This window comes from Clostridium sp. ATCC 25772 (assembly GCF_001573875.1).
GTDB lineage: Bacteria > Bacillota > Clostridia > Clostridiales > Clostridiaceae > Clostridium_J > Clostridium_J senegalense.
Window position 1 is genome coordinate 39,887 of the sequence record NZ_LFRG01000034.1, and the last position, 6,000, is coordinate 45,886.

Sequence of the window (6,000 nt, forward strand, 5' to 3'; positions counted from 1 at the left end):
TCTTTTATTAATGATTAATGGTAATTCATATATTCTCAACTAACCACTAATTCTTATAAATATTATAAGTTAACGAGTTAATTTTTATACACTTACTTAAAATGATTTTTAATTTATTAATATATCTTTTAATTCATTATAAATATTAATATTTACATTTATAAATTCTTTTTTAACTTTTGTTGGTTTATCTGAAAGTACATATATTTTGTCAGATAATTCAATAGCTTCTTCTATATCATGAGTTACAAATATAACTGTATTTTTATTTTTATTTCTTAAAGTTTTAAAATCCTCTATTAAGACTCTTTTATTTTTTATATCTAAAGATTTAAATGGTTCATCCATAATTAAAAGCCCTCCTCCATAAAAGAAAGCTCGTATTATACTAATTCTTTGTCTCATTCCTCCACTTAACTCTTTAGGATAAAATTCTTTATATTTTTCCATTCCTACACTATTCAATGATTCCAAAATTTTATTTTTTAATTCTATGCCTTTATATTTTGATTTAAATACTAGTTTTAAATTATCATATATATTTAACCATTCTAATAGCCTATCTTCTTGAAAAACAAAGGAAACATCATCTTTTTTATATCCACTTACATCGCCTTCATAATCCTTTATATTTTTAGTTATTATATTTAACAAAGTACTTTTTCCACATCCTGATGGGCCTAATATACAAGTAACTTTTTCTTTTTCACACTTCATTGATATATCTTTTAAAATTTTCAACTCTCCAAAACTTTTATTAATCTTTTCAACTAAAATTTCATCCATGATTTCTTACCTCTAAATTTTCTAAATGAGCTTATTATACAGTCCACTATTATTGTTAAAATTACAATAATTACTATCCATGCAAAGACACCGGTTGTATTTAAATACACCTTTTGCAACTGTATTTCACTACCTATTGAGTTATTTGGGGCTGCTAAAATTTCTCCACCTACAACGATTTTAAAAGTTAATCCTAAAGTCGATGAAAATATCTTACCTAACCCTTCAAAAATTTTAGGTATGTATACATACCTAACAACATCTATCTTTTGTACATTATACACATCTAACATATGTATTATCTTTTTATCAGTACTAATAATATTTTTTAATAGTCCTTCATATAGTATTGGGAAAACTGCTAAAGCACCCATAAGAATTGGAGCCTTGTCATTGTTTAACCATACCAATGCTAAAATCACTATTGTCATTGTAGGTATAGCTTTAAAAAGCTCTATCAAAGGTATTAAAAAATTATATATAACTTGGTTTAAAATTGAAAAAATAGATAAAACAATAGCAAAACTTAATGCTATAAAAAATGACCAAAATGACCTTTTTAGAGTTCCTAAAATTACATGTATAAAAGTTTTCTCTGTAATTATATACTTTACTTCTATAAATACTTCAAATGGTGAAGGCAACAATAATTTATTATCTATAACTTTATATAATAAAAACCATAGCATTAGGAAAAACATTGCTCCTAATGCTACTAATTTTTTATTCTTCATAATATATTTTTTCATCTGGAATTTTACCGCCAATAACTTTACTGTTAGATTCCATTAGTATTTCATAATATTTTTCATAATCTTTTTTAGAATCTTTAGCTTCTACAAATCTTAAATTTGATCTTTGTATAGCATCTTTTAGAATAGTTTTATCTACTGATATTCCAAGTTCCTCACAGTAGTTTCCTAATGTATCAGTGTTATTATTTGCAAATTCTATACTTTCTTTATATCCCTTTATAAATTTATTAACAAAGTCACCTTTATCATTTATGAGATTTTCTTTAACTATTAAGCTGCTTTGCGGATAACCATTGTCTGTTTTAAAAGTTGTTTTCCACTCTTCATTTAAATCTATAATTATATTAGAAGTTGTCTTTTGAGATAAAACTTTTGTTAACATTGGTTCTGGTATTTGAGCTACTTCACATTTTCCACTTAAGAATGTAGGTGCTAATTCTGTTGCTCCACCTAAATAATTTAAAGTTATATCATTTTCTGCATCTATACCTTTTTCCTTTAATATAGCTTTTAAAACTATATCTGGTGTCATCCCTTTTCCTATAGTAGTTACAGTTTTACCTTTTAAATCTTCAACAGTTTTTATATCTTCATTTCCAATTAAAGAAAAAGATCCAAATCCACCTGTTGCAGCAAGTTTATATCCCAATCCCTTATTATATGCCTGTGCTGCTAAGTTTGATGGTACAATAGCAACATCCGCCTCTCCTGATAAAACTTTAGATGTCAATCCATCTGTTCCTTTTTCTATTGAATACTCTACATCAACAGTTTCATCAAAGTTAGGATTTTCTTTCATTATTTTTGCCATAGTAATTGAAGGTAATCCATCTGGTACAACTACCTTAACTACCTTTTTTTCCTTTGTATCTACAGTGGATATTTTATTTGATGAATTTCCGCATCCAATTAATAAAATGCTTCCTACTATAGCCATAGCTATAACTATTTTTTTTAATCTCATTTCTTATGTTCCTTTCTTAATAAGTTTTTATGTATTAAAATAAATTTAAAATTTATTCCGCAATTAAAAGTTAAGGTGGAAAAACAAATTATTTAATAATAATTTTGCATTTCATACCTTAACCATATTTTTTAATTATAATCTAACTTTAAATTAATTTTAGTTGTGGATTGTTATAGTTTTTATTATAACTTTTGTTAAAAGTTCAATATCATTAACACTTATTATTTCATTAAGTGTATTTTTATAATTTACAGGTAATGATATTGCACCTGTTTTAATTCCACATAATTCCTTGTGTATCATACCACCATCTGTCCCTACTTTACTAAAAACATACTGACTTTTAATTTCATCATCTTTGCAAACATTTTCTAATAGTTCTTTCATTTCATGATGAACTATTAAATTCTTATCAACTACATGTATACCAATGCCTTGTCCAATTTTAAAGTTATCTGATGTGTTTTCACTATCAATTGCTAAACAATAATTTGGTTCTAGTTTAAATGCTGCTGCTCTTGCACCTCTTCCCCCTAATTGCTTTTGAGTAGAAAATACAAAATGCACTTTTTTCTCCAAACTATTTAACTCTAAGTTATGTTTACATATATATTGTAACGCTTTTATCATAGAATAGCATCCTATTTTATTATTTAAATTATATCCTATTATATTATCTTCTATTTCAGTTATGTTACCATATAACACAGCAACATCACCTTCTTTTACTTTTTTCAAAGCTTCTTCTTTCTCATCTACAAATAAATCTATATAAATATCTTCTATTTTAATCTCATCTTTTTTACAGCAAACTCTACCAACTGTTCCATTTTCAAAAACTACTAAATTATTCACAAAATCCTTTACTTCAAAGTTACCTATTTGATCTACTGATAAATGTCCTTTTTCATCTATAAAATTTACTATAAGACCTACTGAATCCATATGAGAAACTATCATCATATCCTTATCACTATTTTTTTTACCAATGGTAACTATTACATTATCCATTTTATCTACTTCATATTTTACTGGTAATTTTTCTAATTCTTCTATTATTGCTAACCTAATATTTTTTTCATGTCCACTAGTTCCAAAAGCTTTTACCAATTTATTTAATAATATATCCATACCAATACACTCCATTTCATATATTTTTATTATATCGAATTAAACCTTTAATATTTAAATGTAAATCAGTATATATTAAAACTTCTTTAAATAGTAATTTAACAATTTTACTGTATTTAAATAGTCCTTCTGTGATGCAACTGATATTGAAGAGTGAATATATCTACAAGGTACGGAAATTGCAGCTATTTTTGAAGTTCCATTTCCCACTGTGTGAATTACACCTGCATCATTTCCACCTGCTATTGAAGCTCTTCTTTGATATGGAATTTTATTTTCATCACAGCACTTAATTATTTCATCTACCATATCATTGCTAAAAATACTTTTTTTGTCCATTATTGAAATTGCAGGTCCCTTATTAACTTCAGTTGCTTTTTTATTATCTGGTATGTTGGGCATATCTGCACATATAGTTCCTTCTAGAACAATAGCCAAATCTGGTTGCACATTAAATGCAGATATATTTGCGCCTCTAGATCCTACTTCCTCTTGTACATTAAAAACCCCATATAAATCACAATTATATTTTTCTTTTAATATTTCCATAATTACTAGACATCCTATCCTATCGTCAAAAGCTTTACCTTTTATAAGATTTTCTCCAAAGCTATCATATTCTGTATCAAAGACTGCATATTCTCCATATTCAACTTTCTGCATTGCTTCATCTTTTGATTTTGCCCCTATATCTATACAACAATTTGAATAGTTAAATGGCTTTTTTCTCTCTTCAGCATTTTGTAGATGTATAGCTTTCGCCCCTATAACACCTTTTAATTTTTTTTCACCTATTAAAACTGGTTTGGATGGGATAGCTAACTGATTTACCCCACCTAAGCCTCTAAACTTTAAAGTACCATCCTTATTATATCCTGTAATTATAAATCCAACTTCGTCCATATGTGCTGCAATCATAATTTTAGGACCATTACCTTTTTTATGAGCAACTATATTTCCCATTTTATCGACTTTTACATCATCTACATAATTTTCTATTTCTTTCTTTATTATATTTCTTACTTCACCTTCATAACCTGTAGGCCCATGAGCAGAAGTTAGCTTATCTAATAAACCTCCTTTTTCAAGCTCCTTTGCTAGAAACATAAAATCCCCTCCAAATCTTCATATTTTGTTTTTTCTATAACTTTAGCTAATAACCTTCCTGCATTCTTAATATCATTTATATTTACCACCTCAACTGAAGTATGCATGTATCTCTGTGCCAATGAAAACAGTAACGTTGGTACTCCATCTGCTGAAATTTGTATATCCCAAGCATCTGTACCTGTAGCTCCAGGACATACTTCTACCCCATAAGGTATGTTATATTCTTTAGCTATATCAATAGTATATCTCCTAAGTTTCGGGTGAATATTAGGTCCTACAGATATCATTGGCCCATCTCCTAAAGCTGTATTAGAATCTTCATCTCCTAAAAAACTATTATCAAACCCAACATCAATAGCTATTCCTATATCTGGTTTTATTCCATAAGTAGCTGTTTTGGCACCTCTATGCCCTACTTCTTCTTGTGATGAACATACAAAATACACATCTAGGTCATGATTTATATTTTCAAGTTCCTTTGCACAACAATAAAGTATTCCAATACATGCTCTATCATCTAATGCTTTCCCAGAAACATTATCATTTAAAAGTTCTATAAAATTTCTTTTTATAGTTACAAAATCTCCTACACTTATTTTTTCTCTTAATAATTCTTCACTATATCCTGTATCTATTCTTAAATCTTCTACTTTAATTGCTTTTTTTCTATCTTCATCATTAAATAGATGTGGTGGTTTCACTCCTATGATTCCTAAGATTTTTTCTTTACCATGTATGATAACTTCTTGAGAGACTAAAACCTTAGGATCAAATCCATTTTCTTCAAATTGCAAAAATCCATTTTTATCTATTTTAGTTACAACCATAAATATTTCATCAGCGTGGGCCATTAACATTATCTTTCCTTTGCCCTTACCTTTTTTCTTTATAATTACATTATTAAGATTATCTTTTGTAACTTCTCCATAATTTTCAAAAGCACATTTTATAGTATCAAATAACCAATGCTCTCTTCCACTAGGACCATGACTTTCACATAACTTTTTTAAAAGTTCTTTTTCATTCATCTTTGCTCCCCCTTTTTTCTAAATATTCCAATAAATTAATTTTACCATAAATATCTATTTTTAAATGTAACTATAACGGTTTAAATTAAATTTTTTTAATATACATTAAAAACTTTAAGTTATTTGTAACTTACAACTTTGGAATAACTATAGGGTTCCAAGTTCAGAATTAAAATTATACTAGGTAATTTTTAGCATAAGCTAACGAAAAAAGTTTATTTTT

At 27.1% G+C, this 6,000-nt stretch carries 6 protein-coding genes; all 6 read right to left on the minus strand.

All coding sequences use genetic code 11. The features are described 5' to 3' along the window. Positions 1–108: 108 nt before the first annotated feature. Entirely contained in the window at positions 109–786 is a 678-nt protein-coding gene (locus AZI32_RS12320; RefSeq protein ID WP_061996129.1) for an ABC transporter ATP-binding protein, read from the minus strand. Beyond that, complete coding sequence (locus tag AZI32_RS12325) at positions 771–1,535, minus strand: hypothetical protein (protein WP_061996130.1); 765 nt, start codon at positions 1,533–1,535, stop codon at positions 771–773. The genes AZI32_RS12320 and AZI32_RS12325 overlap by 16 nt, the downstream gene beginning before the upstream one ends. After that, complete coding sequence (locus AZI32_RS12330; RefSeq protein WP_061996131.1) at positions 1,510–2,505, minus strand: ABC transporter substrate-binding protein; 996 nt, start codon at positions 2,503–2,505, stop codon at positions 1,510–1,512. The genes AZI32_RS12325 and AZI32_RS12330 overlap by 26 nt, the downstream gene beginning before the upstream one ends. Before the next feature lie 159 nt (positions 2,506–2,664). Beyond that, complete coding sequence (locus AZI32_RS12335; RefSeq protein ID WP_061996132.1) at positions 2,665–3,639, minus strand: hypothetical protein; 975 nt, start codon at positions 3,637–3,639, stop codon at positions 2,665–2,667. 75 nt (positions 3,640–3,714) lie between these two features. Then, on the minus strand, positions 3,715–4,746 hold the full coding sequence (locus AZI32_RS12340; RefSeq protein ID WP_061996133.1) for a M42 family metallopeptidase: 1,032 nt from the start codon (positions 4,744–4,746) through the stop codon (positions 3,715–3,717). Then, complete coding sequence (locus tag AZI32_RS12345) at positions 4,737–5,777, minus strand: M42 family metallopeptidase (protein WP_061996134.1); 1,041 nt, start codon at positions 5,775–5,777, stop codon at positions 4,737–4,739. Before AZI32_RS12345 ends, AZI32_RS12340 begins: the two co-directional genes overlap by 10 nt. Positions 5,778–6,000 lie beyond the last annotated feature (223 nt).

What these genes read in the sequence shown, in the direction of transcription:
- AZI32_RS12320 (WP_061996129.1), bottom strand. Translation starts at nt 786, where the DNA reads ATGGATGAAATTTTAGTTGAAAAGATTAATAAAAGTTTTGGAGAGTTG.
- AZI32_RS12330 (WP_061996131.1), bottom strand. Translation starts at nt 2,505, where the DNA reads ATGAGATTAAAAAAAATAGTTATAGCTATGGCTATAGTAGGAAGCATT.
- AZI32_RS12340 (WP_061996133.1), bottom strand. Translation starts at nt 4,746, where the DNA reads ATGTTTCTAGCAAAGGAGCTTGAAAAAGGAGGTTTATTAGATAAGCTA.
- AZI32_RS12345 (WP_061996134.1), bottom strand. Translation starts at nt 5,777, where the DNA reads ATGAATGAAAAAGAACTTTTAAAAAAGTTATGTGAAAGTCATGGTCCT.
- AZI32_RS12325 (WP_061996130.1), bottom strand. Translation starts at nt 1,535, where the DNA reads ATGAAAAAATATATTATGAAGAATAAAAAATTAGTAGCATTAGGAGCA.
- AZI32_RS12335 (WP_061996132.1), bottom strand. Translation starts at nt 3,639, where the DNA reads ATGGATATATTATTAAATAAATTGGTAAAAGCTTTTGGAACTAGTGGA.